The 24,583-nt window shown below is 66.9% G+C and carries 22 protein-coding genes; 13 read left to right on the forward strand and 9 right to left on the reverse strand.

The window, feature by feature from the left end; all coding sequences use genetic code 11:
* Positions 1 to 19: 19 nt before the first annotated feature.
* From odhB to lpdA (ABID37_RS20115), 3 genes are all read left to right on the forward strand, one after another.
* The gene (gene odhB, locus ABID37_RS20105; protein WP_354198005.1) at positions 20 to 1,279 is read left to right on the forward strand and encodes a 2-oxoglutarate dehydrogenase complex dihydrolipoyllysine-residue succinyltransferase; all 1,260 of its coding nucleotides are present in this window, start codon (positions 20 to 22) and stop codon (positions 1,277 to 1,279) included.
* A gap of 11 nt (positions 1,280 to 1,290) precedes the next feature.
* The gene (locus tag ABID37_RS20110; protein ID WP_354198007.1) at positions 1,291 to 1,809 is read left to right on the forward strand and encodes a hypothetical protein; all 519 of its coding nucleotides are present in this window, start codon (positions 1,291 to 1,293) and stop codon (positions 1,807 to 1,809) included.
* Positions 1,810 to 1,891: 82 nt separating this feature from the next.
* A complete protein-coding gene (gene lpdA / locus ABID37_RS20115) occupies positions 1,892 to 3,310 on the forward strand; it encodes a dihydrolipoyl dehydrogenase (protein ID WP_354198009.1) in 1,419 nt (472 codons plus the stop codon).
* A gap of 65 nt (positions 3,311 to 3,375) precedes the next feature.
* Here lpdA (ABID37_RS20115) and ABID37_RS20120 read toward each other — a convergent pair whose 3' ends face one another.
* The 3 genes from ABID37_RS20120 to ABID37_RS20130 all read right to left on the reverse strand — a co-directional run bounded on the left by ABID37_RS20120 (position 3,376) and on the right by ABID37_RS20130 (position 6,028).
* Positions 3,376 to 3,819, reverse strand: coding sequence for a hypothetical protein (locus tag ABID37_RS20120; RefSeq protein WP_354198011.1), 444 nt, complete (start codon positions 3,817 to 3,819; stop codon positions 3,376 to 3,378).
* A 151-nt stretch (positions 3,820 to 3,970) separates the two neighbouring features.
* Positions 3,971 to 5,035 carry a TraB/GumN family protein gene (locus ABID37_RS20125; protein ID WP_354198013.1) on the reverse strand — a complete coding sequence of 355 codons (1,065 nt, stop codon included), beginning with the start codon at positions 5,033 to 5,035 and terminating at the stop codon, positions 3,971 to 3,973.
* Positions 5,036 to 5,080: 45 nt separating this feature from the next.
* Positions 5,081 to 6,028, reverse strand: coding sequence for a tyrosine recombinase XerC (locus ABID37_RS20130; protein WP_354198015.1), 948 nt, complete (start codon positions 6,026 to 6,028; stop codon positions 5,081 to 5,083).
* A gap of 100 nt (positions 6,029 to 6,128) precedes the next feature.
* On the opposite strand from ABID37_RS20130, the gene rimM reads away from it, so the two are divergent.
* Positions 6,129 to 6,737 carry a ribosome maturation factor RimM gene (rimM, locus tag ABID37_RS20135; RefSeq protein WP_354198017.1) on the forward strand — a complete coding sequence of 203 codons (609 nt, stop codon included), beginning with the start codon at positions 6,129 to 6,131 and terminating at the stop codon, positions 6,735 to 6,737.
* Complete coding sequence (gene trmD / locus ABID37_RS20140; protein ID WP_354198019.1) at positions 6,734 to 7,420, forward strand: tRNA (guanosine(37)-N1)-methyltransferase TrmD; 687 nt, start codon at positions 6,734 to 6,736, stop codon at positions 7,418 to 7,420. Before rimM ends, trmD begins: the two co-directional genes overlap by 4 nt.
* Before the next feature lie 15 nt (positions 7,421 to 7,435).
* Here the strand turns inward: trmD and ABID37_RS20145 are convergent, their stop codons facing one another.
* From ABID37_RS20145 to ABID37_RS20155, 3 genes are all read right to left on the reverse strand, one after another.
* Entirely contained in the window at positions 7,436 to 8,293 is an 858-nt protein-coding gene (locus ABID37_RS20145; RefSeq protein WP_354198021.1) for an RNA polymerase factor sigma-32, read from the reverse strand.
* A gap of 127 nt (positions 8,294 to 8,420) precedes the next feature.
* Positions 8,421 to 9,470, reverse strand: coding sequence for a dipeptidase (locus tag ABID37_RS20150; protein ID WP_354198023.1), 1,050 nt, complete (start codon positions 9,468 to 9,470; stop codon positions 8,421 to 8,423).
* 66 nt (positions 9,471 to 9,536) lie between these two features.
* Complete coding sequence (locus tag ABID37_RS20155) at positions 9,537 to 10,037, reverse strand: Lrp/AsnC family transcriptional regulator (RefSeq protein WP_354198025.1); 501 nt, start codon at positions 10,035 to 10,037, stop codon at positions 9,537 to 9,539.
* A 106-nt stretch (positions 10,038 to 10,143) separates the two neighbouring features.
* Between ABID37_RS20155 and ABID37_RS20160 the strand changes: the two genes are divergently transcribed.
* Positions 10,144 to 11,337: a diaminopropionate ammonia-lyase gene (locus ABID37_RS20160; protein ID WP_354198027.1), complete on the forward strand. Its 1,194-nt coding sequence runs from the start codon at positions 10,144 to 10,146 to the stop codon at positions 11,335 to 11,337.
* Between the two features lie 100 nt (positions 11,338 to 11,437).
* Here the strand turns inward: ABID37_RS20160 and phaR are convergent, their stop codons facing one another.
* Complete coding sequence (gene phaR / locus ABID37_RS20165; RefSeq protein WP_354198029.1) at positions 11,438 to 12,040, reverse strand: polyhydroxyalkanoate synthesis repressor PhaR; 603 nt, start codon at positions 12,038 to 12,040, stop codon at positions 11,438 to 11,440.
* A 285-nt stretch (positions 12,041 to 12,325) separates the two neighbouring features.
* Here phaR and ABID37_RS20170 point away from each other — a divergent pair, with 285 nt between their 5' ends.
* The 6 genes from ABID37_RS20170 (at position 12,326) to lpdA (ABID37_RS20195) (ending at position 21,324) form a co-directional block, all read left to right on the forward strand.
* Positions 12,326 to 13,513, forward strand: a complete 1,188-nt coding sequence (locus ABID37_RS20170) for an acetyl-CoA C-acetyltransferase (protein WP_354198031.1) — start codon at positions 12,326 to 12,328, stop codon at positions 13,511 to 13,513.
* Positions 13,514 to 13,661: 148 nt separating this feature from the next.
* Positions 13,662 to 14,384 (forward strand): acetoacetyl-CoA reductase, encoded by a 723-nt coding sequence (phbB, locus tag ABID37_RS20175; protein WP_354198033.1) that lies wholly within the window; start codon positions 13,662 to 13,664, stop codon positions 14,382 to 14,384.
* Positions 14,385 to 15,014: 630 nt separating this feature from the next.
* Positions 15,015 to 15,482 (forward strand): Lrp/AsnC family transcriptional regulator, encoded by a 468-nt coding sequence (locus ABID37_RS20180; RefSeq protein ID WP_354198035.1) that lies wholly within the window; start codon positions 15,015 to 15,017, stop codon positions 15,480 to 15,482.
* A 181-nt stretch (positions 15,483 to 15,663) separates the two neighbouring features.
* Positions 15,664 to 18,351, forward strand: coding sequence for an alpha-ketoglutarate dehydrogenase (gene mdeB, locus ABID37_RS20185; RefSeq protein ID WP_354198037.1), 2,688 nt, complete (start codon positions 15,664 to 15,666; stop codon positions 18,349 to 18,351).
* 13 nt (positions 18,352 to 18,364) lie between these two features.
* The gene (locus ABID37_RS20190) at positions 18,365 to 19,648 is read left to right on the forward strand and encodes a 2-oxo acid dehydrogenase subunit E2 (RefSeq protein WP_354198039.1); all 1,284 of its coding nucleotides are present in this window, start codon (positions 18,365 to 18,367) and stop codon (positions 19,646 to 19,648) included.
* An 11-nt stretch (positions 19,649 to 19,659) separates the two neighbouring features.
* On the forward strand, positions 19,660 to 21,324 hold the full coding sequence (gene lpdA / locus ABID37_RS20195) for a dihydrolipoyl dehydrogenase (protein WP_354198041.1): 1,665 nt from the start codon (positions 19,660 to 19,662) through the stop codon (positions 21,322 to 21,324).
* A 42-nt stretch (positions 21,325 to 21,366) separates the two neighbouring features.
* Here lpdA (ABID37_RS20195) and ABID37_RS20200 read toward each other — a convergent pair whose 3' ends face one another.
* Both ABID37_RS20200 and ABID37_RS20205 read right to left on the reverse strand, forming a co-directional pair.
* The gene (locus ABID37_RS20200) at positions 21,367 to 22,566 is read right to left on the reverse strand and encodes an NAD(P)/FAD-dependent oxidoreductase (RefSeq protein WP_354198043.1); all 1,200 of its coding nucleotides are present in this window, start codon (positions 22,564 to 22,566) and stop codon (positions 21,367 to 21,369) included.
* A gap of 21 nt (positions 22,567 to 22,587) precedes the next feature.
* Positions 22,588 to 23,547 carry a 2-hydroxyacid dehydrogenase gene (locus ABID37_RS20205; RefSeq protein WP_354198045.1) on the reverse strand — a complete coding sequence of 320 codons (960 nt, stop codon included), beginning with the start codon at positions 23,545 to 23,547 and terminating at the stop codon, positions 22,588 to 22,590.
* A 235-nt stretch (positions 23,548 to 23,782) separates the two neighbouring features.
* Here ABID37_RS20205 and ABID37_RS20210 point away from each other — a divergent pair, with 235 nt between their 5' ends.
* Complete coding sequence (locus tag ABID37_RS20210; RefSeq protein WP_354198047.1) at positions 23,783 to 24,583, forward strand: creatininase family protein; 801 nt, start codon at positions 23,783 to 23,785, stop codon at positions 24,581 to 24,583.

The following is a 24,583-nucleotide window of genomic DNA, read 5'->3' on the forward strand; positions in this document are numbered from 1 at the left end:
AGCAGAACGGACAGGCACAATGGCTACCGAAATCCGCGTTCCCACTCTCGGCGAATCCGTCACCGAGGCGACCATCGGCAAGTGGTTCAAGAAGGTCGGCGATGCGATTGCCGTCGACGAGCCGCTGGTCGAGCTCGAGACCGACAAGGTGACCGTCGAGGTGCCGGCGCCGGCAGCCGGCGCGCTGGTGGAGATCACCGCCCAGGAAGGCGAGACCGTCGGCATCGACGCGCTTCTGGGCACCATCGGCGAAGGCAAGGGCGCCACGCCCGCGCCGAAGCAGGAGGTGGCCGTGGCGCAGGCGTCGGCCCCGACCGCCGCTTCCACCACCAGGGAAGCCGCCGCCCAGCAGGCGCAGATCGCCGGCGAGGGCCCGATCGAGGAGCGCACCATGCCGCCGGCGCCGTCCGCCGCCAAGCTGCTGGCCGAAAGCAAGCTGTCGGCCGATCAGGTGGCAGGTTCGGGCAAGCGCGGCCAGGTGCTCAAGGGCGACGTGCTCGACGCCATCGCCAAGGGTGCGCCCTCGCAGCCGGCGGAAGCGCCGGTCGTCGCCCGCGCGCCGTCCCCCGCCCAGGACGAGGGCCGCGAGGAGCGCGTGCGCATGACCAAGCTGCGCCAGACCATCGCGCGCCGCCTCAAGGACGCCCAGAACAGCGCCGCCATGCTCACCACCTTCAACGAGGTGGACATGAAGCCGGTGATGGACCTGCGCGCCAAGTACAAGGAGCTGTTCGAGAAGAAGCACGGCGTGAAGCTCGGCTTCATGGGCTTCTTCACCAAGGCCGTGACCCATGCGCTGAAGGAGATTCCGGCGGTCAATGCCGAGATCGACGGCACCGACATCATCTACAAGAACTACGCCCATATCGGCGTGGCGGTCGGCACCGATAAGGGCCTCGTGGTGCCGGTGGTGCGCGATGCCGACCAGATGTCGATCGCCGAGATCGAGAAGGAGATCGGCCGCCTCGGCATCGCCGCGCGCGACGGCAAGCTCTCGGTCGCCGACATGCAGGGCGGCACCTTCACCATCTCCAACGGCGGCGTCTACGGCTCGCTGATGTCGACGCCGATCCTCAACGCGCCGCAGTCGGGCATCCTCGGCATGCACAAGATCCAGGAGCGGCCGGTGGTCGTCGGCGGCCAGATCGTCATTCGCCCGATGATGTATCTGGCACTGTCCTACGATCACCGCATCGTCGACGGCAAGGAGGCCGTGACCTTCCTCGTCCGCATCAAGGAGACGCTGGAGGATCCGGAGCGTCTGGTTCTGGACCTGTAAAGGCAGCGGTCGTGACCGCGAAGCCTGTCTTCCGGCGGGGCGGCCCGTTGCTCGGCCTTGCCGCCCTGCTGCTGGCCGCCGCGCCGGCCGCCCATGCGGCCTGCCCGATGGAACTGTCCGTCTATGGCGACGCGACCGACGCGGCCGGTCTCGATTTCCGGCCGACCGGGGAATCCATGGTGGTGACCAATAGCTTCCGGATGAACCTGCGCATCGGCGTCCAGCTCGACGGCATCGTCATGTGGAGCGAGGAGACGCCCCGCCCCTATGCGTCGCTGATGTACCAGTGCCCGGAGGGCGACGTGACCGGCGACGAGATCGCCGAATGCACGCTTTGGGAAGGCCCGGTCTATGCGGCGGGCGAGGACGGCAAAGTCGGGACGATCCCGGCCGAGCGCACCCCCGCGCCGCAGACATTGATCTTCCCCGATCTCGGCCCGACATTGCGGCAGGCTTCCATCTTCGGCGAGGATGCCGACGATGCGCGGCTTCCCGGAGATATCTTCACCCTGAAGGGCTGCCAGGAATAGCTTTCTCACCGGCGCGCCGTCTGTCCGGCCGCCGCGACGTCAATGGAATGGCCGCAACGGCCGGCAGGAAAGGAATGGACAAATGGCATATGATGTCGTCGTCATCGGCTCGGGCCCCGGCGGCTATGTGTGCGCCATCAAGGCGGCGCAGCTTGGCCTCAAGGTCGCGGTGGTCGAAAAGCGCGAGACCTTCGGCGGCACCTGCCTGAACATCGGCTGCATCCCCTCCAAGGCATTGCTGCACGCCTCCGAGATGTTCGCCGAGGCCGGCCATTCCTTCGACACGCTGGGCGTCGAGATCCCCGCGCCGAAGCTGAACCTCGGGAAGATGATGGCGCACAAGGACACCACCGTGTCGGCCAATGTCGGCGGCATCGCCTTCCTGTTCAAGAAGAACAAGATCGACACCTTCCGCGGCACCGGCAAGGTCGTCGCCGCCGGCAAGGTGGCGGTCGCCGGCGAGGACGGCAAGACCCAGGAGATCGAGACGAAGAACATCGTCATCGCCACCGGCTCCGACGTCGCCGGCATCCCCGGCGTGGAAGTCGACATCGACGAGAAGGTCATCGTCTCCTCCACCGGCGCGCTGGCGCTGGACAAGGTGCCGCAGAACCTCGTCGTGGTCGGCGGCGGCGTCATCGGGCTGGAACTCGGCTCGGTCTGGGCCCGCCTCGGCGCCAAGGTCACCGTGGTCGAATTCCTCGACACCATCCTCGGCGGCATGGACGGGGAGGTCGCCAAGCAGTTCCAGCGCATGCTGGGCAAGCAGGGCTTCACCTTCAAGCTGGGCTCCAAGGTCACCGGCGTGACCAAAGCCAAGAAGGGCGCATCCGTGACCTTCGAGCCCGTCAATCCGGCCAAGGGGAGCGGCGATGCAGAGACCGTCGAGGCCGACGTCGTGCTGATCGCCACCGGCCGCAAGCCCTACACCGAAGGGCTCGGCCTGAAGGAAGCCGGCGTCGAGATGGACGAGCGCGGCCGCGTCAAAACCGACGGCCATCTGCGCACCAACGTGCCCGGCATCTACGCCATCGGCGACGTGGTGGCCGGCCCGATGCTCGCCCACAAGGCCGAGGACGAGGGCGTGGCCGTTGCCGAGATCATCGCCGGCCAGGCCGGCCACGTGAACTATGAGGTTATCCCGGGCGTCGTCTACACCAGCCCCGAAGTGGCTTCGGTCGGCAAGACCGAGGAGGAGCTGAAGAAGGCCGGCATCGCCTACAAGTCCGGCAAGTTCCCCTTCACCGCCAATGGCCGGGCGCGTGCCATGCAGCACACCGACGGCTTCGTGAAGGTGCTGGCCGACAAGGAGACGGATCGCGTGCTCGGCGTTCACATCGTCGGCTTCGGCGCCGGCGAGATGATCCACGAGGCGGCGGTTCTGATGGAATTCGGCGGCTCTTCGGAAGACCTCGCCCGCACCTGCCACGCCCACCCGACCATGTCGGAGGCGGTCAAGGAGGCGGCGCTCGCCACCTTCGCCAAGCCGATCCATATCTGACCGGCCGGCGCTTCATTCCATAAGGAAACGGCCCGCCAATCGGCGGGCCGTTTTTTGGTAAGCCGTCAGTTCGCCGGCTGCTCGGGGGCAGGTTCGGCCGGGGCCGGTTCTGCCGGAGCGGGCTCTGTGGGCGCCGGAGCGCTGTCGGTCGGCGCCGGGGCCGGTTCGGCCGGCGCAGGCGCAGGCTCGGCCGGAGCCGGGGCGGGTTCGGCCGGCGCGGGAGCCGGCTCCGCAGGCGCTGGCGCGGGCTCGGCCGGGGCTGGCGCAGGCGCGGGTTCGGTGGCCGCGGGCGGCGGTGCCTCTGGCGCCGGCTGCTCGCCGCCGGCGAAGATATAGTAGGCGGCAAGCGCCAGCACGACGACGATCAGTGCGATGATCCAGCCGCTTCCGCCACCGCGCGGAGGAGGAGCTGGATCGAGGCGCGGATCGGATGTCGAATGCGGCGGCACCGGGTTGAGAGGATCGAGCGGACGGGGATCGTCCGGACCCGGCGTGTTGGGATTGGCCATTCTGTCCTCCTGAAAAAAAGGATCAATCAACCCAAACCAACGCAAGAAACGCCGACAGGTTGCATCGGGAGCCTTTTCAGCCACCGGAAGCGCAGAAAACGCCCAAAGAGCCGTCAGCGCAAAACAGTCGCTCGGCCGGCATCCGGCCGGTTCACGGCACCCTGGTCACGGCATAGCCGGCCTTGCGAAACCCCTCGACCAGCCCTTCCGGCCCCGGCAGATGCAGGGCCCCGACCGCGAGAAAGGCATTGCCCTTGTCAAGATACGGTCCGGCATTGGCGATCATGCCCTTGTTGCGGCGATTGATGAGCGCTTCCTCGAAGGCGGCGTAGCCGGCGGCATCCTCTGCCTGCGGCATGACGACGTTGAACATCGGCATGATCATGCCGACATCGCCTTGCTGGTAGAGCCGGATCATCGTCTCCGTCATGTCGTCGATGCCGTCGCCCAGCCGGATGGTGTCCAGCAGCCCTTGCATGTGGAACTCCATCGGCAAGGAAGCCATGGCGCCCAACTGGTCCGCAGCCGTCTCCAGCGAGCCCAGTTCCTTGCCGGCCGCCGTGGCATCCTGCGCCAGCCTGACGTCGAGGATCGCCTCGCCGGCGGTCCGGCGGTCGACTTCGCATTGCGGCACCGCCACCATGGCCAGCAGCATCCACGGCTTCATCTTGGCCACGCTGGCCGGCGGGATCCCGCGCGCATCGAGACCCTTTTTCAGGACCTCGGCATCCTCGGCCGAGAGCTGCGAGGTGAGCGTCTCGGAGCCGGTGAACATCATCAGTTCCGGGTCACTGGCCATGGCCGCCATCATCCGCGCGGGATCGAGCACGTCGGTGGTTTCGATTACCACCGTGCCGGCGCCGTCATAGGCCGCCTGCGCCGACGCCGGCAGCGTGACGACACGCGGATCGCTCAGGTGGAAAGTGCCGAACAGATAGGACGGCTGGGCGCCCTCCTTCTCCAGCTTCCACAGCACGCCCTTGCCGTTGAGCACGGCGTCCGCCTCCTGCCGCGCCTTGGCATAGGCGGCCGGGTCGTCCTTTTCGAGCTTTTCCATCAGGTCGACGCCGGCGCAGGCGATCGCCTCGGCCTGCGCCCTGCCCGTCGCCATGGCCAGCACGATGAGGAAGGACAGGAAGAACAGCAGGTTCAGCCCCGCCAGCAGCTTGAGGCAGAACAGGGCGGTACGGTCGGCCAGGGCGAGTGTGCGTGTCATGCCCTTTCCTACCGCCAAATCGCGGCGAAACCGTTAACCCGATCGTCAGGCGCGCGGATGGGCAGCTTCGTAGATTTCCAGCAGCCGCGCCGTGTCGACGCCGGTATAGACCTGCGTGGTGGACAGGCTGGCATGGCCGAGCAGTTCCTGGATGGTGCGCAGGTCGCCGCCGCGGCCGAGCAGATGCGTGGCGAAGGAATGGCGCAGCGCATGCGGCGTCGCCGTATCCGGCAGGTTGAGCGCCGAGCGCAGACGCACCATCTCGCGCTGGATGATGGCCGGGTTGAGCGGCCCGCCACGCGCCCCGCGAAACAACGGCTGTTCGGTTTCGAGGTGATAGGGGCACAGGCGCCGGTACTCCATCACCGCCTTGGCGGCGACGGGCAGCAGCGGCACCAGCCGCGTCTTGCCGCCCTTGCCGGTCACGCGCAGCACGGTTTCGCCCGCATCGGCCAGTTCGCCGCCGGTGAGGCCGAGCGCCTCCGAAATGCGCAGGCCGCAGCCATAGAGAAGGGTCAGCACCGCCGCGTTGCGTGCCGCGATCCAAGGCTCCTCGGCAAGCTGCTCGCCCGCCGCCACCACGCGCTTGGCGTCGGGCGCGGTCAGCGGCTTGGGCAGGGATTTCGGCTGCCGGGGTGCGCGCAGGGCCGCAGCGCCCGCTGCATTCGCCATGCCCCGGCGCTCGAGGAAACGCAGCAGCGAGCGTATGCCGGCCAGCCCCCGCCCCAGCGTGCGCGCCCCGGCCCCCGCGCCCCGACGCGAGGCGAGGAAGGCGCGCAGGTCCGCCGGCTTGAGCTCGGCAATATCGGCAATGCCCGGCGGCCCGCCGCAATGGCCGGTCAAAAACTGCAGGAACTGGCGCGTGTCGCGCTCATAGGCCTCGACCGTCAGCGCCGACAGCCGCCGCTCGCCGGCCAGCGCCGAAAGCCATTCGGCGCGCGCCGCCTGAAGGTCCGGCCGGGCCGAAATGAGGAATTGTTCCTGTGTCTTCATGCGCGCATCTTCACCCGATCGGGTTAGGAAGCGGTGAAGCTTGCTTGAAAAGGCCCTGCCCCCGATCTAGGACATCACCAGACTGCAAGGATCGAATGTCATGGCCAAGCTCGAAAACCCCGTCCAGATGGCCGTGATCGGCGCGCCGCATGGCATCAAGGGCGAATTGCGCGTCAAGACCTTCACCGGCGACCCTGAGGCGCTGGGCGATTATGGCCCGCTCTACACGCAGGACGGCCGCTCCTTCGAGGTCGCCAGCATCCGCCCCGCCGGCAACGTGGCCGTCGTGCGCTTCGCCGAGGTCAGGGACCGCAGCGCCGCCGAGGCGCTGACCGGCACGGAACTGTTCGTCGACCGCTCCGTGCTGCCCGAGCCGGAGGAGGAGGACGAGTTCTACCATGCCGACCTGATCGGCCTCGACGTGCGCGACGACACCGGCGCCGTGCTCGGCAAGGTGCTGGCGGTGCAGAATTTCGGCGGCGGCGATATCCTCGACCTGATGATCGGCGGCCGCAAGGGCGTGCTCATTCCCTTCACCCAGGCCGCCGTGCCGGACGTGTCGGTCGCGGAAGGCTATGTCCGCGTCGATCCCGTCGCCGCCGGGCTGGTGGACGACGGCGACGAGGACGGCCGTCCGGATGAAGAGGATGAAACCTTCGACGCCTCCGACCGGCCGCGCGGCCCCAGGGATGCCGGAGGCAACCGGTGAGCTTTTCCGCCTCGGTGCTGACCCTCTACCCGGAGATGTTTCCGGGTGCGCTGGGCATGTCTCTGGCCGGGCGGGCACTGGAGGCCGGCACCTGGTCGCTGGAGACCGTGCAGATCCGCGACTTCGCCACCGACCGCCACCGCACCGTGGACGACACCCCGGCCGGCGGCGGCGCCGGCATGGTGATGCGCGCCGACGTGCTGGCCCGCGCCATCGACCACGCTTCCCCGCCCTCCGACCGGCGCCCGCGCCTGCTGATGAGCCCGCGCGGCCGGCCGCTGACGCAACAGCGCGTACGCGAACTGGCCGCCGGTCCCGGCGCGGTCATCCTGTGCGGCCGCTTCGAGGGCGTCGACCAGCGCCTGATCGAGGCCCGGCAACTGGAGGAAGTGTCGATCGGCGACTACATCCTCTCCGGCGGCGAGCCGGCGGCACTGGTGCTGCTCGACGCCGTGGTGCGCCTGCTTCCGGGCGTCATGGGCAACGAACTGTCGGGCGAGGAGGAAAGTTTCGAAGGCGGGTTGCTCGAGCACCCGCATTACACGCGCCCGCAGGAATTCGAGGGCCGGACGATCCCCGAGGTGCTGACCTCCGGCAACCATGCCAGGATCGCGGCATGGCGGCGGGCGCAGGCCAAGAAGCTGACCCGCGAAAGGCGCCCCGACCTGCTGCCTGAAGAGTAAAAGCCGCCGCCGGGTTTAGGCGGCCATGAATTCCGGGTTGCGCGCCACCAGCGCCACTTTCAGCTTTTCCATGGCGCGCGCCTCGAGCTGGCGCACCCGCTCCTTGGAAATGCCCATGGCTTCGCCGAGTTCGGCAAGCGTCGCCCCGTCGTCCTTGAGGCGTCGTTCCTCGATGATGCGCAGCTCGCGCGGGTTGAGCGCGCCCAGCGCATCCTTCAGCCAGATGGTGCGGCGTTCGACGTCGATGGCCTGCGAGGCCACCTCGTCGGGCAGAGGATCGTCGCAGACGAGGAAATCCATGCGCTCCAGCGAATCCGGCTCGCCCGACAGCGGCGCGTTGAGCGAGCTGTCCGGCGCGGAAAGCCGCGAATCCATGGTCGCGACATCGGCTTCCGGCACGCCGAGCGTGGTGGCGATCTCCTGATAGATGGTGGCGTTGGAAAGCGTGTCGGAACCGGCGGAAAGCCGCGCCCGCAGCCGGCGCAGGTTGAAGAACAGCGCCTTCTGGGCCGAGCTGGTGCCGCCGCGCACGATCGACCAGTTGCGCAGGATGTAGTCCTGCATCGAGGCGCGGATCCACCACGTGGCATAGGTGGAAAAGCGCACGTCGCGCTCCGGCTCGAACCGCGCCGCGGCCTCGAGCAGGCCGACATGGCCTTCCTGGATGAGGTCGCCGATCGGCAGGCCGTAATTGCGGAATTTCGCCGCCATGGAGATGACGAGACGCATATGCGCCACCGTCATGCGGTTCAGCGCCTCCTGGTCGTGCCGCTCGCGCCAGCTCACCGCCAGCGCCTGCTCCTCTTCGCGCTCCAGATAGGGCGCGGTCATGGCGGCGCGGATGAAATTGCGTTCTATGCTGTCCTGGATCATCGCGACTTTCCGGCATCCGATCGACTTCTGCCCGAATGCCGCGACAAGACTGCGGACATGTACGGGACCGCGGCCATAACGTGATGCGGGGCGGATTGGTTCCGCCCGAATGACAGCCAGGGGTTGACTATCCGATCGTGCGCTCCAGGACGCGCACCCAATTCTTCCAGGCGATCCTCTCGATCAATTCGCGCCCAAAGCCATGGGCGGCCAGCGCTTCGATGAGGCGCGGCAGGCCGGAAACGTCGCCGATAGTCGCCGGAATCGTCGCCCCGTCGAAATCCGAGCCGAAGCCGACATGATCCTCGCCCAGCGCCTCCACCAGCGCGCCGATGTGGCGGACCATCACGTCGAGGCCGGTGTTCGGGTCCATTCGGCCGTCCTCGCGCAGGAAGCCGGTGGCGAAGTTCAACCCCACCATGCCTCCGGTGTCGCGGATGGCGCCGAGCTGCCATTCGGTGAGGTTGCGGGCATGCGGGCACAGCGCATGAACATTGGAATGGGTGGCGACCAGCGGCGCGTCGCTCAGTTCTGCGACATCGCGAAACCCTTTCTCGTTCAGGTGCGACAGGTCGATCATGATGCGCAGCCGGTTGCAAGCCCTGACCAGCGCCTTGCCGACATCGGTGAGGCCGGGCCCGGTGTCCGGCGAGGATGGCAGGCGGAACGGCACGCCATGGCCGAAGGCGTTGGGCCGGCTCCACACGATGCCGAGGGAACGCAGGCCGGCGCCATGCAGCACGTCGAGCATGGCAAGGTCGGTGTCGATGGCTTCGGCGCCCTCGATGTGGAACACGGTGGCGAGCCGGCCGGCGGCCATGGCGGCACGGATATCGGCGGCGCTGCGGCAGACGCTCACCGCCCCGGCCCGCTCCAGCCGCAGCAGGATGGAGGCCATCGCCACCGTCGCGTCCAGCGCCTCGGCCCGGCCGAGTTCCGAGGCCAGCGGTTCGTCGGTGCCCGGCGCCGCGTTACCGCGCCGGGTTCTTTGCAGCGGCGGCGGGAAGATGGCGAACATGCCGCCGGCCAGCCCGCCCTTGCGGGCGCGCGGCAGGTCGATGTGCCAGCTTGCCGGGCTGCCTTCGACGAACAGCTTTTCCTTGTCCGGCTCCGCCGCCTCGTAGAGTTTCATCAGCGTGTCGTTGTGGCCGTCGAAGACGGGTATCAATTCTGTCACTTGCGCGTCGTCCTTACCGGAATGTCTGGTGTGGGGCCGGATTGTCTGGTGCGGGGATGGAGACTATCAGATTCGCTCCGGGTTCTGGTCCGGCAGTTGCACCGCAAGCCCGGCCTTGATCCGGTCCATCACCACCAGCGTGCGGAAGCGCTTCACATTGTGATTCTCGAAGAACAGGCGGCGCGTCAGCGCATCGTAGTCCGCCATCGAGGCGACCGTGACGATGAGCACGAAATCGGCCTCGCCGGTCACATAGTAGCATTGCTGCACGGCCAGGTCGGCGGCGAAGCTGCGCTTGGCGGCATCGAGCAGGTCGAGCCGCTCGCTTTCGACCTGCACCTCCACCACGATGGTGATGGGCTGGCCGACGCGGGCCGGATCGACGGCAGCGAAATTGCCGATGATGACGCCGCTTTCCTCCATGCGCCGCACACGCCGGTGCACGGCCGCCGCCGACAGGTTCACCCGCTCGCCGAGCACCCGGTGCGGCACCGTGTTGTCCCGCTGCAATATGGCGAGGATCGCCAGATCGAAGCGGTCGAGTCCTTCCGGTGCCGGTTCGGGCATGGCGGTCCCCAAAATCGAGATTTTTTTGCATTCTGGCGGCAGGAAAAGAAGAAATCCAGCCCTGTAGATGCAATAAACTTCAGCCTCCCGGAAGCGAGGAGCAACCATGCTGATCCTGAACACCCACCCCGACCATGACAAGGCGCTCGATCCCGCCGATGCCGAGACGCTGAGCCTAGAGGAAGCCCGCACCGTCGAGCGCTTCCTCCAGCATCGCCCCAACCACGAGCCGACGCCGCTGCATGCGCTGGACAACCTCGCGAAGGAACTCGGCGTCGCCTCCATCCACATCAAGGACGAAGGCTTCCGGCTCGGCCTCGGCAGCTTCAAGGCGCTGGGCGGCTCCTATGCCGTCATCCGGCTGGTGCTGGAGGCAGCCGGCCGCAAGCTCGGCCAACCGGTCGATATTTCCGACCTGCAATCGCCGGCGGTGCGCAAAATCGCCGAAACCATGACCTTCGGCTGCGCGACGGACGGCAACCATGGCAAGTCGGTGGCCGTGGGCGCCCGTATGGTCGGCGCCAAGGCCGCGATCTTCGTCCATTCGGGCGTCAGCGACGAGCGCGTCGCCGCCATCGCCCAATACGGCGCCGAAATGATCCGGGTCGAGGGCACCTATGACGATTCCGTCGCCGAGGCCGAAAGGGTATGCCGGGAGAACGGCTGGACCGTGGTTTCCGACACGTCCTGGCCGGGCTATGAGCGCATCCCCTCGCTGGTCATGCAGGGCTACACGGCCATGCTGGGCGAAGCGCTGCGCGCCCTGCCGCAGCCGCCGACCCATGTCTTCATCCAGGCCGGCGTCGGCGGGCTGGCGGCGGCCGTGGCCGGCTATTTCGACATCGTGTTCGGCGACAAGCGGCCGAAATTCGTCGTCGTCGAACCGGAACGGGCGGCCTGCATCCTGGAAAGCGCCCGGGTCGGCCATCCGGTCAAGGTCGAGCATGGCGAGGCCACCATCATGGCCATGCTCGAATGCTACGAGCCGTCGCTGGTCGGCTGGCGGGTGCTGTCGCGCAAGGCCGAGGCCTTCATGACGGTGAGCGAGGAGGACGCCGCGGAGACCATGCGGCGCCTGGCGCGCCCGAAGGGCTCCGACCCGGCCATCGTCGCCGGCGAAAGCGGCTGCGCCGGACTTGCCGGGCTGATCCGCGCCGCCGGCGACGCCGAAGCCAGGGCGGCGCTCGGCCTGGACGGCAATGCGCGCATCTTCCTCATCAACACCGAGACGGCCACCGACAAGGCCCGCTACGAGGCCATCGTCGGCACCGCGCCCGACAAGGTGCTCGAAACGGCATGACGCGCCGACCGGAGGCACCGCCTCCGGCGCGCGCCTGTAGCTCTTGTTTCCGGCCGTCCAAAAGGGCGGCCGGCTTCATTTCCGGATATCAGTCGGCGGCCTATGACAGCGTGTCGAGCTTGCGCTGCATCGCAGCGATCTGGTCCTTCAGTTCCTGAAGATCGTCTCCCCGCTCCGCGGTCTCCTTGCGCGGTTGCGGGTCCGCCTGCTGCGGCGCGGCACCGGCCGGGAAGGCGGTGAACATGCGCATGGCGTTCTGGAACATCTCCATGTTGCGCCGCGTCTGCTCCTCCAGCGCCTTCATCGGCGTCGGCATCTTCATCATGTCCATGGGCGACTTGCCGATCGCATCCTTCATCTGCTCGCGGAAGCGCTCCTGTTCCTTCGAGAAGGCGAGCATGGACTGTTCGAGAAAGGACGGCACGATCATCTGCATCTGGTCGCCATAGAAGGCGATGAGCTGGCGCAGGAACGGGATCGGCAGCATGTTCTGCCCGTCCTTGTTTTCCAGTTCGAAGATGATCTGGGTAAGCACCGAATGGGTGATGTCGTCCCCGCTCTTGGCGTCCTGGACGGTGAAGTCCTCGCCGCGCTTGACCATGGTGGCCAGGTCCTCCAGCGTCACATAGGTGCTGGTTCCGGTGTTGTAGAGCCGGCGATTGGCGTATTTCTTGATGATCACCGGTTCGTCTTTCGCAGCCATCAGCGTCCTCCCGATCAGCTTCGGCACATTGGTAAGCAAGCACTTACTGCCTGATTTCCACTGCTTGCAGGATAGGCCCAAAACAGACGCGACTCCAAGTCATTTTGTGCAGTGCAGAAGAAATGAACGGGTCGACGGCGGTGCAAAATGCTGCGCAGCATTGCTGAGCCGGCTTGGCGGCGCCGGCGTGACGGCCGCATTTCCGGTTTGACTCGCGTTTCGGAAAGGGCAACAAAAGTTAAGGAAACCCGTCGAAATGCCGTCCTGAAAAGTCCGGAGAAAAACATGTCCGCTTCCAACGCCATCGTTGTCGTCAGCGCCGCCCGCACCCCCGTGGGCTCCTTCAGCGGCGCCTTCGCCAACCTGCCGGCACATGAGCTTGGCGCCATCGTGATCAAGGAAGTGCTGGCCCGCGCCGGCGTCGACGCCGCCGAGGTCGACGAGGTCATCCTCGGCCAGGTGCTGACCGCAGCCCAGGGCCAGAACCCCGCCCGCCAGGCCGCGATGCTGGCCGGCGTACCGAAGGAGGCTTCGGCCTGGAGCATGAACCAGGTGTGCGGCTCGGGCCTGCGCTCTGTCGCCCTCGGCATGCAGCAGATCGCCAGCGGAGATGCCCGCGTCATCGTGGCCGGCGGGCAGGAATCGATGTCGCTTTCGCCGCATGCCCAGCATCTGCGCGCCGGCGTGAAGATGGGCGACTACAAGATGATCGACACCATGATCAAGGACGGCCTGTGGGATGCCTTCAACGGCTACCACATGGGCATCACCGCCGAGAACGTCGCGCGTGAGTTCCAGATTTCCCGCGACGAGCAGGACCGGTTCGCGCTGGCCTCGCAGAACAAGGCCGAGGCCGCCCAGAAGGCCGGCAAGTTCAAGGACGAGATCGTTTCGGTGACGGTCAAGTCGCGCAAGGGCGACACCGTGGTCGAGGACGACGAATACATCCGCCACGGCGCCACCATCGATGCCATGCAGAAGCTGAAGCCGGCCTTCGACAAGGAAGGCACGGTGACGGCCGGCAACGCCTCCGGCATCAATGACGGCGCCGCCGGCGTGCTGTTGATGACGGAGGCCGAGGCCCAGCGCCGCGGCCTCACGCCGATCGTCCGCATCGCTTCCTGGGCGACCGCCGGCGTCGATCCGGCGGTGATGGGCACCGGCCCGATCCCGGCCTCGAAGAAGGCGCTGGAAAAGGCGGGCTGGTCGGTCAACGACCTCGACCTCGTCGAGGCCAACGAGGCCTTCGCCGCCCAGGCCTGCGCCGTCAACAAGGGGCTCGGCTGGAACCCCGATATCGTCAACGTCAATGGCGGCGCCATCGCCATCGGCCATCCGATCGGCGCCTCGGGCGCCCGCATCCTCAACACGCTGGTCTACGAGATGAAGCGCCGCGGCGCGAAGAAAGGCCTGGCCACGCTGTGCATCGGCGGCGGCATGGGCGTCGCCATGTGCCTGGAGGGGATGAATTAGGGGAGTAGGGCAGTAGGGGAGTAGGGCAATATGTAAAGAAGCCCGAACTGACCGTTTCCCTACTGCCTTACTGCCTTACTGCCCTACTGCCTTACTTAACCTACTGCCTTACCACTCGCCTACTGCATCACCACGGAAGGACCAGAGCATGAGCAGGGTTGCAATCGTCACCGGCGGAACGCGCGGCATCGGCGCCGCCATTGCCAAAGCGTTGAGGGATGCGGGCTACTCCGTTGCCGCCAACTATGCCGGCAATGACGAAGCCGCCCGTACATTCAACGAGGAGACCGGCATTCCGGTCTACAAATGGTCGGTGGCCGATTACGACGCCTGCGCCGAGGGCATCGCCCAGGTGGAGGCCGACCTCGGCCCGGTGGGGGTGCTGGTCAACAATGCCGGCATCACCCGCGACGCCATGTTCCACAAGATGACGCGCGAGCAGTGGAACGAGGTGATCGGCACCAACCTCAATGGCGTCTTCAACATGACGCATCCGCTGTGGACCGGCATGCGCGACCGCAAGTTCGGCCGCGTCATCACCATCTCCTCCATCAACGGCCAGAAGGGCCAGATGGGACAGGCCAACTATTCGGCCGCCAAGGCCGGCGACATCGGTTTCACCAAGGCGCTGGCGCAGGAGGGCGCGCGCGCCGGCATCACCGTTAACGTCATCTGCCCCGGCTACATCGCCACCGACATGGTGATGGCGGTGCCGGAAAAGGTGCGCGAGGCGATCGTCGCCCAGATCCCGGTCGGCCGCCTCGGCGAGGCGGAGGAGATCGCGCGTTGCGTGGTCTTCCTCGCCTCCGACGATGCCGGCTTCATCACCGGCTCGACTCTCACGGCGAATGGCGGGCAGTATCTCGCCTGATCGATAAAAGGCTGTGCCGATCCGGCACGCAAGACTTAACGGCGCGGCGCGGCAAACCGCGCCGTTTCCACATCCAGCCTGTGCACGGCCTGTGGACAAGCTGTGCAAGCCACAACATCTGGTAGCGAACGAAACGGGAAACTTCTGCGATCAGCGATTCGTCGCCGTTTCGTTCCGTCTTTGATCGAGGTGTTAACGGCAACCCAGGCAAGGCCTTCGCAGATTCTTAAGGAAGATTAAGAAATTCCTTATTTTTCAATATATTAAGTTGAAAGATGCCGCATCATGGCGAGCCCGGCCGGCCCATGTCGCAGATTCCGCCAGATTCAGCCGAAACGGCGCTTCGGAAGATTCAGCATCTAGCCGCCTCCATCCGGCAAAAAGCTACATATAGCCGTGAACGAACCATGAATCGGCAGGAGTCAGCGATTCGTTCCAGACTCGTTCCAGACTCGTTCCACAGGCCGAAACGGCATCGAAACCGGCGCAATCAGGATACCCCACCACCCGCTCAGGGCGGAAATGGCCTGTCATTTCTCACCGGCAAACCGTGTTCCAACAGTGCATTGCGCCGCCATAGACATCAATGCCAGAATAATATGCCGCCTATGCCTGACATTGGAACGCAACATGCCAAGACGCCCCTTCGACGACACCGACCGCCGTATCCTGGCCCAATTGCAGAAAGACAGCAGCCTCACCAATGTCGAACTGTCGGCGCGGGTGGGGCTGTCCCCGTCACCTTGTCTCGCACGAGTCAAGCAACTTGAGCGCGACGGCTTCATCCGCGGCTATGTCGCGCTGGTCGATCCGGAAGCGCTCGACCTGTCGATCAACGTCTTCATTCAGGTGACGCTGGAAAAGCAGGTCGAGCAGGCCTTGCGCACCTTCGAACAGAAGATGAATTCCTTCCCTCAGGTGATGGAGTGCTACCTGATGACCGGCGACAGCGACTATCTGGTTCGCCTGATCGTGCCGGACATGAAGGCGCTGGAGCATTTCATCGTCAACGAACTGACCAAGATTCCCGGCGTTTCCAACATCCGCTCCAGCTTCGCGCTCAAGCAGGTGAAGTACAAAACCGCCCTGCCCGTCTGAACGCGCGGGAGGCAGGCGGCGGGCGAACATCCAGACTATCTGGCCGTCCAGCATTTCATGCCACGCATGGCGCGAAATGCGGCACTCAATGCCGTTACACACTCCATTGAAAGCATTTTCGGCATCATATTTTCCGTACCCGCCGTTACAGTTGCTGCCAGCAACATTGGGAAGAGGCAGCATGAGCGACTTTCAGCAGGACCGGCGCGGCCAGTCCGATACCGACCCCATCGAAACGCAGGAATGGATCGAGGCCCTCACCGCCGTCGCCGCCAGTTCGGGCAGCGAGCGCGCCGGGTTCCTGCTGCGCCAGCTCGACGACGTGGCCCGCGCCAATGGCGTCTTTTCCAAGGGCCAGCCCTATTCGGCCTATCGCAACACCATTCCGGTGGCGCAGCAGGGCTCCTATCCGGGCGATCTGGAGCTGGAGGAGCGCATCACCTCGATCATCCGCTGGAACGCGCTGGCCATGGTCGTGCGCGCCAACAAGGCCTATGGCGAGCTGGGTGGCCATATCGCCAGCTATGCCAGCGCAGCCGAGATCTTCGAGATCGGCTTCAACCACTTCTTCCGCGGCCGCACCGAGGATTTCGGCGGCGATCTGGTCTACTTCCAGCCGCATTCCGCGCCCGGCGTCTATGCTCGCGCCTTCCTGGAGGGCCGGCTGAGCGAGGACCAGCTCGCCAACTACCGGCAGGAGGTCGGCGGCAACGGCCTGTGCTCCTATCCGCATCCCTGGCTGATGCCGGACTTCTGGCAGTTCCCGACCGGTTCGATGGGCCTCGGCCCGATCAGCGCCGTCTATCAGGCCCGCTACATGCGCTATCTGGAAGGGCGTGGACTGGCCAGCACCGCCGGCCGCCACGTCTGGGGCGTGTTCGGCGACGGCGAGATGGACGAGCCCGAATCCATCGCCGGCCTGACGCTGGCCGCACGCGAGAACCTCGATAACCTGACCTTCGTCGTCAACTGCAACCTGCAGCGGCTGGACGGCCCGGTGCGCGGCAACGGCCAGATCATCCAGGAACTGGAGAGCCTGTTCATCGGCGCCGGCTGGAACGTCATCAAGGTGCTGTGGGGCTCGGAATGGGACGGGCTGTTCGCCCGCGACAAGGATCTGGTGCTGCTGCGCCGCTTCGCCGAGACGGTCGACGGCCAGTATCAGGATCTCGGCAGCAAGGACGGCGACTACAACCGCGCCAAGTTCTTCGATGCCGATCCGGCCAGCCGCGCCCTGGTCGCCCACATGACCGATGCCGAAATCCACGCGCTGAAGCGCGGCGGCCATGATTTCCGCAAGCTCCATGCCGCCTTTGCCGCCGCCAAGGCGCACAAGGGCCGCCCGACGGTGATCCTCGCCAAGACCAAGAAGGGCTACGGCATGGGCAATGCCGGCGAAAGCCGCATGACCGCCCACCAGTCCAAGAAGCTGGACATGGAGGCGCTGGTCGCCTTCCGCGACCGTTTCGGCCTGCCGCTGTCGGAAAGCGATCTGGAGGGGCTGAAGTTCTACAAGCCGGCCGAGCACAGCCGCGAGATGGCCTATCTGCGCGAGCGCCGCGCGACATTGGGCGGCTCCATCCCCGCCCGCCGCCCCGGCCAGGCGCCCGAGAAGCGCATCGCGGTGCCGGCGCTTGACAGCTACGGCAAGTTCGCCACCGGCGCCGACGGCAAGGAGATGTCGACCACCATGGCCGCCGTGCGCATGATGGGCGGGCTCCTGAAGGACAAGGGCATCGGCCCACGCATCGTGCCCATCGTCGCCGACGAGGCGCGCACCTTCGGCATGGACAACCTGTTCCGTCAGGTTGGCATCTACGCGCCGAAGGGCCAGCTCTACGAGCCCGAGGACGCCGGCTCGATGATGTACTACAAGGAGGCCAAGGACGGGCAATTGCTCGAGGAAGGCATCACCGAGGCCGGCGCGATCTCGAGCTGGGCCGCCGCCGCCACCTCCTACAGCGTGCACGACACGCCGACGCTGCCCTTCTACATCTATTATTCGATGTTCGGCTTCCAGCGCATCGGCGACCTGATCTGGGCGGCCGCCGACCAGCGCGCGCGGGGCTTCCTGCTCGGCGCCACGGCGGGGCGCACCACGCTGTCGGGCGAAGGCTTGCAGCATCAGGACGGCACCAGCCACCTGATCGCCTCGACCATCCCCAATTGCCGCGCCTACGACCCCGCCTTCGCCGGCGAACTGGCCGTCATCCTCGACCACGGCATGCGCCGCATGATGGAGGAGCAGGCCGACGAGTTCTACTACGTCACGGTGATGAACGAGAACTACGCCCAGCCCTCGCTGCAATCGGGCGCGGAAGCGGACATCGTCAAGGGCCTGTACAAATTCGCCAGCCGTGGCGACGAGGGCGCGGAAACCCGCGTGCGGCTGCTGGGTTCGGGCACCATCATGCAGCAGGTGATCGCGGCGGCCGACCTGCTGACTGAGCGCTTCGGCATCGCCTCGGACGTCTTCAGCGCCACCTCCTTTACGGAACTGGCGCGGGAGGCGCGCGCGGTCGAGCGCGCCAACCGGCTCTCCGCCGCCGAGGAACCGCAGATCGGCCATGCCGCAAGGCTGTTGTCAGGCCGCATGCCCATCGTGGCGGCGACCGATTATGTGCGCGCCCTGCCGCAGATGATCGCGCCCTATCTCGACGCGCGCTTCATCGCGCTCGGCACCGACGGCTTCGGCCGCAGCGACACCCGCACGGCGCTGCGCGCCTTCTTCGAGGTGGATGCCAAAAGTATCGCGCTGGCGGCCATCGAGGCGCTGGTGCGCGAGGGCCATGCCGAGCGCAAGGTGCTTGTCGAGGCCATCGCCGAATTCGGCATCCGGGCGGATGCGCCCGCCCCGTGGACCGTCTGAGGAGGAGCCGGACATGAGCAATCTGGTGAAGATCGCGGTTCCCGATCTGGGCGATTTCCGTAACGTGCCGGTCGTCGAACTGCCGGTCGCGGTCGGCGACACCATCGCCGCCGGCGACACGCTGGTGGTGGTCGAATCCGACAAGGCGACGCTGGATGTCCCCGCCGAGATCGGCGGGCGCATCACAGCCCTTCATGTGGGCATGGGCGACAAGGTGAGCGAGGGCACGCTGCTGGCCGAGATAGAAGCCGGGCAGGGGTCAGAGGCTGCGTCTGCCGCGCCTGCGCCCGAACCGGCCCCGGCTGCCGCACCGCCGGCCGAAGCCGTGCCGCAAGCCGCGGCGGCACCGGCGCCCGCCGCTGCGGCAAGCCCGGCACCTTCGGCACAGGACGGCCTGCCGCCGCACGCCTCGCCCTCGATCCGCAAGTTCGCCCGCGAACTGGGCGTGGACCTTGCCGGCATCCATGGCACCGGCCCCAAAGGCCGCATCACCCGGGAGGACGTGCAGGGCTTCGTCAAGGCGGCCTTGCAGGCCCCTGCCGCGAATGGCGCGACGGATGGCGGCATCGGCCTCGGCCTGCCCGACTGGCCGCGCGTGGATTTCGCCAAATTCGGCGAGATCGAGCGCAAGCCGTTGTCGCGCATCGTGCGCATTTCCGGCCCGGCTCTGGCGCGCAACGCCATCATGATCCCGCACGTCACCAATTTCGACGAAGCCGACGTGACCGATCTGGAGACCTTCCGCAAGGAAGCCAACGCGCAGGACGGCGCGCCGAAACTGTCGATCCTGCCCTTCGTGGTCAAGGCGGCGGTGGCGGCGCTGAAGGCCTATCCGGCCTTCAATTCGTCGCTCGACGGCGACGACATGGTGCTGAAGAAATACTGGAACATCGGCATCGCCGCCGACACGCCCGAAGGGCTGGTGGTGCCGGTGGTCAAGGACGCCGACCGCAAGGGCCTGCGCGAGATCGCCGCCGAAATGGCCGATCTCGCCGCCGATGCCCGCGCCGGGCGGCTGAAGCCTTCCGACATGCAGGGCGCGACCTTCACCATCTCGTCGCTCGGCGGCATCGGCGGAACGAACTTCACGCCCATCATCAACGCGCCGGAAGTCGCCATCCTCGGCATGACGCGCTCGGCGACCAAGCCGGTCTGGGACGGGGAAGCCTTCCAGCCGCGTCTGATCCAGCCGCTGTCGCTGTCCTGGGATCACCGCGCGGTCGACGGCGTGGCGGCGGCCCGCTTCCTCGGCTTCGTCAAGGACATCCTGTCCGATTTCCGGCGCATCAGCCTGTGAGGGGAACGGCCATGACGAGAGAAATCGCCATCCCCGACATCGGGGATTTCAAGGATGTCACCGTCGTCGAGGTCCCGGTCGGACCCGGCGACCGCATCGCGATCGATGACCCGATCCTGATGCTGGAGAGCGACAAGGCGACTCTGGATATTCCCGCACCCTGCGCCGGCGTGGTGCGCGAGGTGCTGGTGAAGGTGGGCGACCGCGTCAGCCAGGGAACCGTGGCGCTGCGCATCGAGGAGGAGCTTGCCGACCGGCCGGCTCCCACACCGGCAGCGGCTGCCGCAGGCGGCGACCATGTGGATCTGCTGGTCATCGGCGCCGGTCCGGGCGGCTATACCGCCGCCTTCCGCGCCGCCGACCTCGGCCGCAAGGTCACGCTGGTCGATGCGCGGCAGACCCTGGGCGGGGTGTGCCTCAATGTCGGTTGCATCCCGTCCAAGGCGCTGCTGCATGTCGCCAAGCTGGTCGACGACGCGGCCGAGGGCGCGGCGCATGGCGTCAGCTTCGGCGCGCCGCAGATCGACATCGATGCGGTGCGGGGCTGGAAGGAAAGCGTCGTCGGCAAGCTGACCGGCGGCCTTGCCAGGCTGGCGAAGCGGCGCAAGGTCACCACCATGCAGGGCATGGCGCGCTTCACCGGGCCGCACGAGGTCGAGGTGGCGACGCCGGACGGGCCGCGCCGCCTCACCTTCGATCAGGCCATCGTCGCCGTGGGCTCCAGCCCGATATGGCTGCCCTTCCTGCCAGACGACCCGCGCATCTTCGACAGCACCGGAGCACTGGACCTGAAAGCCGTGCCGCAGCGCCTGCTGGTTCTCGGCGGCGGCATCATCGGGCTGGAGATGGCGCAGGTCTATCATGCGCTGGGATCGCGCATCACCATCGCCGAGCGCATGGGCCAGCTCATCCCCGGCGCCGATGCCGATATCGTCAAGCCGCTGACGAGCCGGCTCAAGGCCCGCTACGAAGCCATCCATCTGGAGACCGGCGTCGCCGCCGTCGCGGCGGGCGAAGCGCTCACCGCTTCATTCGAGAATGCGTCCGGGACATGGCAAACGAAGTTCGACGCCATCCTCGTCGCCGTCGGCCGACGCCCCAACGGCGCGGAACTGGGAGCGGAGACGGCGGGTGTGGCGGTGACCGGCCAGGGCTTCATCCCGGTCGATGCGCAGATGCGGACCAACCAGAAGCACATCTTCGCCATCGGCGACGTGGTCGGCCAGCCGATGCTCGCCCACAAGGCCACGCACGAGGCCAAGGTGGCGGCCGAGGTCGCCTGCGGCCACAAGGCGGCATTCGAGCCGCGCTGCATTCCCTCCGTCGCCTACACCGATCCCGAGATCGCCTGGACCGGCCTCACCGAAACGCAGGCGAAGGCGGAGGGACGCAAGGTGAAGACCACCCCCTTCCCATGGGCGGCGTCCGGACGGGCGCTGTCGATGGGGCGCGGCGAGGGCCTGACCAAGCTTGTTCTCGACCCCGACAGCGGCCGGGTGCTGGGCGCGGCGATCGTCGGCGTCAACGCGGGCGAACTGATCGCCTCGGCCTGCCATGCCATCGAGATGGGGTCCGACGCGGCAGATCTCGCGCTGACCATCCACCCGCACCCGACGCTGTCCGAAACGCTCGGCTTCGCCGCCGAAGTTTTCGAGGGCACGCTGACCGACCTGTAGCGAACAGCCAGGCCGCGGCAAGTGCCGGCGGCTGGGTGCCCGTCAGATCAGGCTTTTGAGGTCGTAGCCGGCATCCGCCACCTGCCCCGGCAGGGGCGAGCGCCCCGCCTCGATCAGGCGCTTGCCGATCATGTAGCTGCGCGGATCGTTCATCGCATCCACGGCCAGCAACTCGCCTTCGCGAAAATACCAGTGCGAGCACGCCTGCCCGGCACCCGGCCGCACCACGACCTGATCGAAATTGCTGTTCAGCCCGGCGATCTGGAGCTTGATGTCGTACTGATCGGACCAGAACCACGGCTTCGGCACATAGTCCTGCCCCGCGCCCAGCATGTTGGCGGCCACCGCCTCGGCCTGGTCGATGGCGTTCTGCACGCTCTCCAGCCGGATCATCTCGCCGCGATAGGGAAAGCGCGTGCAGTCGCCGGCCGCCCAAACCGAAGGGTCGCTGCTGCGGCCCTGCGCATCGACGACGATGCCGTTCTCGCAGGCCAGCCCCGCAGCCGCCGCCAGCCCGTCATTGGCCATGACGCCGATGCCGACCACGACGAAATCCACCTCGCGCCGCGAACCGTCCGACAGCGCGACCGAGATCGCCGTACCCCCTTCAAGCCTCTGCAATCCCATGCCTTCCAGGATTTCGACGCCCTGCCCGGCGTGCAGCGCCCGGAAATAGTCCGAGGTTTCGGGCGCGGCGACGCGCTGGAGAATGCGCTGCGCCGCCTCCACCAACGTCACCTTCAGCCCCAGCTTGGCCGCCACCGCCGCCGCCTCCAGCCCGATATAGCCGCCGCCGACGATCAGCACTCGTCGCCCGGGCGCGAACTCGGGCGCCATGCGCTCGACATCGGCCAGATTGCGCACCACGTAGACGCCCGCCCTGGCGCCGCCCAGCGACGCCGGCAGCGTGCGCGGCGTGGCCCCGGTGGTCAGCGCCAACTGGTCGTAAGCCAGGCTCTCCCCGTCGAGGCGAAGCTGCCGGCCGGCCGTGTCGATGGCGGTGACCCTGCGCCCCCGCAACAGGGTGATGTCCTTTTCCGCGTAGAACCGCTCCGGGCGCAGGTGGAGTTGCTCCAGCGACATCTCCTTCAGTAGGTATTTCTTCGACAAAGGCGGCCGCTGGTAGGGCAGCGCCTCCTCCTCGCCGATGAGGGTGATGCGCCCCTCGAAGTTCAGCGCCCGTAGCCTGGCCGCCAGCGCCGCACCCGCCTGCCCCGCGCCCAGTATCGCGATATGGGTCATGTCCTGCCTCCTCTCCCCTGTTCAGGCGACCCTGTTCGCCGGCTCGCCGCCGCCGAAGAAGGCCTTCAGATTGTCAAGCGCCGTCATCCCCATCGCCTCGCGCGCCGATCGCGTCGCCGAGCCCAGATGCGGCAGCAGCACCACGTCGTCGCGCTCGCGCAGGGCCGCCGGCACCTCGGGCTCGAACTCGTAGACATCGAGCGCCGCGCCGGCGATCCGCTTTTCGCGCAGCGCCTCGATCAGCGCCGCCTCGTCCACCACCTCGCCGCGCGAGACATTGATCAGATGCGCGTGGGGCCGCATCAGCGACAACGCCTCGGCGTCGATCAGATGCCTTGTCCCGACACCGCCCGGCAGGGTCACGACGATGAAGTCGGACCGGCCCAGCACCTCGTCCAGCGGCACTTGCGTGGCCTCCGGCCCCGGCGGACGCTTCGGCGAACGGTTGTGGAACAGCACCTCCATGCCGAAGCCGGCGGTGGCGCGGCGGGCCACCTCCTGGCCGATCCGGCCCATACCGACGATGCCCAGCGTCCGGGCGCCGACCTCGTCGCCGAGAAGCTCCACCGGATGCCAGCCCCGCCATTGCCCGGAACGGACCAGCCGTTCGCCCTCGCCGGCGCGGCGCGCGCTCATCAGCAGCAGCATCATGGCAAGATCGGCCGTCGGCGCGGTGACGGCGCCCGGCGTGTTGGTCACCGCAATCTCTGCATCGGCGGCGGCGGCGAGGTCGATATGGTTCACCCCGGCCCCGAAATTCGCCAGGATCCGGCAGCGCGGCGCTCCTGCGGCCGAGAACACATCGCGCGAAAAGACATCGCCCAGCGAAGGCAGGATGGCGTCATATTCCGTCAGCGCATCCGCCAGCTCGGCCGGCCGGGTGGGACCGGTGCTATCCCGGATCGTCAGGTCGAACAGCACCCCGGCGCGGTCATGGACGGCGGCCGGCAGCGGCCTGGTGATCAACAGGCGCGGGCGCATCTTCTCTCCTTCATCTTGCCTCCCTTTTGGCGACCCCGTACCGGCACGCAGCCTCCACCGCTTTTGCCGGAAAGATTGAAAAATAATTAAAATCAGTAGCTTAATGGATTTTCAAAAATCCTACCAAATAGTTTGACCAATTGCTATGAATTTGTTTATCTGTCCGTGGAGGAGGACTGATCATGATAGGATTATTGCCACCCAGCAGTGCCCGGCACGGCAAGGGAGCCCCGCGATGAAGCGTTTCTGGGCCGATTATTCCAGCCGCGACTTCGCCGCCCTCGACCGCCAGCGCATCATCGCCGTTCTTCCGATCGGAGCCATCGAGCAGCACGGGCCGCATTTGCCCATGTCGGTGGACAGCTGCACCGTCGACGGTGTCGCCCGGCGTCTTGCCAGGGCCCTGCCCGAAACCAGCCCGGTCCTGATCCTGCCCACGCAGTCGGTCTGCAAGAGCGACGAGCACATCGACTATCCCGGCACCCTGACTTTCACGGCCGAAACGCTGATCCGCGTGCTCACCGAGATCGGCGCCAGCGTGGCGCGCTCCGGCGTGCGCAAGTTCGTGCTGCTGAACGGCCACGGCGGCAACATCCCGGTGATGGACATCGTCACCCGGCAATTGCGCGTCAGCCACGACATGCTGGCCTTCGCGGTCAACTGGTTCGGCTTCGGCATGCCTGACGGCCTCTATTCCGATGTCGAGCGCAGCCACGGCATCCATGCCGGCGATATGGAAACCTCGGTCATGCTGGCGCTCGACCCCGCCAATGTGAACATGGATGCGGCGCGCGATTTCCGTTCTCGCGGCCAGGACCTCGCCGAGAAGTTCCGCCATCTCGGATTGGGGCGCGGCGCCAGGCCCGGCTGGAAGACCCAGGACCTCAGCCCCGCCGGCGCCTGCGGCGAAGCCCATCTGGCCACCGCCGAAAAGGGCGAGGCGACGCTGGACCACGCCATCGACAGGCTTGTCGAGGCCATGGCCGAAATCGATAGCCTGCCGTCAGGTTGGCTCGACAGCAGACCGGAGTGGTGA

The sequence above is a fragment of the Aquamicrobium terrae genome, assembly GCF_040545735.1.
Lineage (GTDB): Bacteria > Pseudomonadota > Alphaproteobacteria > Rhizobiales > Rhizobiaceae > Mesorhizobium > Mesorhizobium terrae_A.

What these genes read in the sequence shown, in the direction of transcription:
- odhB (WP_354198005.1), top strand. Translation starts at nt 20, where the DNA reads ATGGCTACCGAAATCCGCGTTCCCACTCTCGGCGAATCCGTCACCGAG.
- lpdA (WP_354198009.1), top strand. Translation starts at nt 1,892, where the DNA reads ATGGCATATGATGTCGTCGTCATCGGCTCGGGCCCCGGCGGCTATGTG.
- ABID37_RS20120 (WP_354198011.1), bottom strand. Translation starts at nt 3,819, where the DNA reads ATGGCCAATCCCAACACGCCGGGTCCGGACGATCCCCGTCCGCTCGAT.
- ABID37_RS20125 (WP_354198013.1), bottom strand. Translation starts at nt 5,035, where the DNA reads ATGACACGCACACTCGCCCTGGCCGACCGTACCGCCCTGTTCTGCCTC.
- ABID37_RS20130 (WP_354198015.1), bottom strand. Translation starts at nt 6,028, where the DNA reads ATGAAGACACAGGAACAATTCCTCATTTCGGCCCGGCCGGACCTTCAG.
- rimM (WP_354198017.1), top strand. Translation starts at nt 6,129, where the DNA reads ATGGCCAAGCTCGAAAACCCCGTCCAGATGGCCGTGATCGGCGCGCCG.
- ABID37_RS20145 (WP_354198021.1), bottom strand. Translation starts at nt 8,293, where the DNA reads ATGATCCAGGACAGCATAGAACGCAATTTCATCCGCGCCGCCATGACC.
- ABID37_RS20155 (WP_354198025.1), bottom strand. Translation starts at nt 10,037, where the DNA reads ATGCCCGAACCGGCACCGGAAGGACTCGACCGCTTCGATCTGGCGATC.
- ABID37_RS20160 (WP_354198027.1), top strand. Translation starts at nt 10,144, where the DNA reads ATGCTGATCCTGAACACCCACCCCGACCATGACAAGGCGCTCGATCCC.
- phaR (WP_354198029.1), bottom strand. Translation starts at nt 12,040, where the DNA reads ATGGCTGCGAAAGACGAACCGGTGATCATCAAGAAATACGCCAATCGC.
- ABID37_RS20170 (WP_354198031.1), top strand. Translation starts at nt 12,326, where the DNA reads ATGTCCGCTTCCAACGCCATCGTTGTCGTCAGCGCCGCCCGCACCCCC.
- phbB (WP_354198033.1), top strand. Translation starts at nt 13,662, where the DNA reads ATGAGCAGGGTTGCAATCGTCACCGGCGGAACGCGCGGCATCGGCGCC.
- ABID37_RS20180 (WP_354198035.1), top strand. Translation starts at nt 15,015, where the DNA reads ATGCCAAGACGCCCCTTCGACGACACCGACCGCCGTATCCTGGCCCAA.
- mdeB (WP_354198037.1), top strand. Translation starts at nt 15,664, where the DNA reads ATGAGCGACTTTCAGCAGGACCGGCGCGGCCAGTCCGATACCGACCCC.
- ABID37_RS20190 (WP_354198039.1), top strand. Translation starts at nt 18,365, where the DNA reads ATGAGCAATCTGGTGAAGATCGCGGTTCCCGATCTGGGCGATTTCCGT.
- lpdA (WP_354198041.1), top strand. Translation starts at nt 19,660, where the DNA reads ATGACGAGAGAAATCGCCATCCCCGACATCGGGGATTTCAAGGATGTC.
- ABID37_RS20200 (WP_354198043.1), bottom strand. Translation starts at nt 22,566, where the DNA reads ATGACCCATATCGCGATACTGGGCGCGGGGCAGGCGGGTGCGGCGCTG.
- ABID37_RS20205 (WP_354198045.1), bottom strand. Translation starts at nt 23,547, where the DNA reads ATGCGCCCGCGCCTGTTGATCACCAGGCCGCTGCCGGCCGCCGTCCAT.
- ABID37_RS20210 (WP_354198047.1), top strand. Translation starts at nt 23,783, where the DNA reads ATGAAGCGTTTCTGGGCCGATTATTCCAGCCGCGACTTCGCCGCCCTC.